Below are 1,619 nucleotides of genomic sequence, written 5' to 3'. Positions count from 1 at the left end.
AACGTCCTATGTTGGGAAGGCGTAGCGTGAAAAGGCCAGCAGGTCTCGTTGCGCCGAGGGTGATCGGCGCTGGTGATTTTATGATCCAGATGGCTTCCATCGTCAAGGAAAGCACTCTCGGCCATAGCAAACACAGGATCCATCGATCGTCGAGATCGTGGTCCTCACCGTCCTTAAGATGAGATGCGCATGCCAGATGGAAGGCCCGAACATTATCTACAGGGTCGCTGCAGCGCCCTCATGGCTCCACAGAGAGGGGTCCTTCCATCTGGTGTCCGCCCGTTCGACGAACGGACGGTACTCGGTTCCCGTCTTGATGACGGCGTGTGCGACGCGCGCCATCTTGGCGGTAAGCGCAGTCATCGCCTTGCGGCGGCGATCGGGATCGTCGGCATGGCCAGCGACATAGCGAGAGAGCTTGTCACGGAAGCTGTTGTTGGGTTGCCGGATCGCGACCTGAGTTGCCATCCAGAAGGTACGCCGCAGCCGGGCGTTGCCGTACTTCGACAGCTTCGTCCGCCCGCGGAACATCCCGGACTGACAGGTCGCGAGGTCGAGGCCGCAGAACTTGAGGAACTGGCGATGGTGGCTGAAGCGGCGTAGATCGCCGGCCTCGGCCAGAATCGTCAAGGCATTGATCGGACCGATGCCGGGGATCATGCGCAGGAGCTGATAATCGCGGTTCGTGGCCAGCGCGTCATGGGCGATCCGTTCGATCTCGTTGCGCTGCCGGATAAGGGTGCGCGCCTGGGCGATGACCATGCGAAACATGGTGACCGCGGCGGAATGTTCATCGATCGGGAGCGCGATCGATGAACAGGCGGTCTCGTAGATATCGTTGACTACCCGTGCCTTGGAAACCTTGCGTCCGATGAGCGGCCATGTCTGTTCGGTGAACGCTTCTCGCCCGATTGAAGTTATGCTGCCCGGCGTCGGGAAGCGTTCGATCAGCGCCAGAAACCAGTCGGACCGGCTATTGCCGGCGAAGCGCTCGATCTCCGGGAAATACAGCGGCAGATAATGCGTGAGAATCCGATGCCAGGTCTGGGTCTTGGCCTTGGAAATGGCTTCGTGCGTCTTCGACATCTCCTGCAGATCGTTGATGCCGGCGGCCAGCGGATCTACATAGCGCTGGGTCGCACCGATCCGGAGCATGTGCAGGATCACCTGGGCATCCTTGGAATCATTCTTGTCCCAGCCATTGTGCAGGGCTTCGCGTGTCCGGGCCAACGCGACCGACGAAATCAGGCGCAGCTCGAAACCGGCGGACAGCAATCGATGTGCCAGCGTGCGGTGATAGTTGCCCGTCGCTTCGAATCCGACAATCACGGGCCTGCCGATGGCCGCCAGATCATCCGCCAAGCGATCATAATCCGCCTTCGTCGCCATCACCGTCATGCGGCGCCGGCGGCCGCCCTCCGGTCGTTCAAGGAGAACCTCCTGGCGGTGCTTGGACATATCGATGGCTACCAGCACGGCATCGCGTGACGTAGAATGAAGCTTGGTCATGATCGGTCAGCCTCCAAAGGGTTGTGTCGACAACTTCACTTTAGAGACCTGCTGGCCGGTCATGACTGCCTTGATGAAGCCGGCGGGCGCTACGCGCCCTTGTCTCCATC

At 60.5% G+C, this 1,619-nt stretch carries 1 pseudogene; it reads right to left on the bottom strand.

From position 1 onward, the window contains the following. Nucleotides 1-212: 212 nt before the first annotated feature. Nucleotides 213-1,509: pseudogene (locus DFR51_RS00165) on the bottom strand (IS110 family RNA-guided transposase). Nucleotides 1,510-1,619: the final 110 nt, after the last annotated feature.

Origin of the sequence: Sphingosinicella microcystinivorans (assembly GCF_003634215.1) — a bacterium.
In the GTDB taxonomy this organism is placed as follows: domain Bacteria; phylum Pseudomonadota; class Alphaproteobacteria; order Sphingomonadales; family Sphingomonadaceae; genus Sphingosinicella; species Sphingosinicella microcystinivorans.
This window is presented reverse-complemented; position numbering and strand designations above follow the sequence as displayed.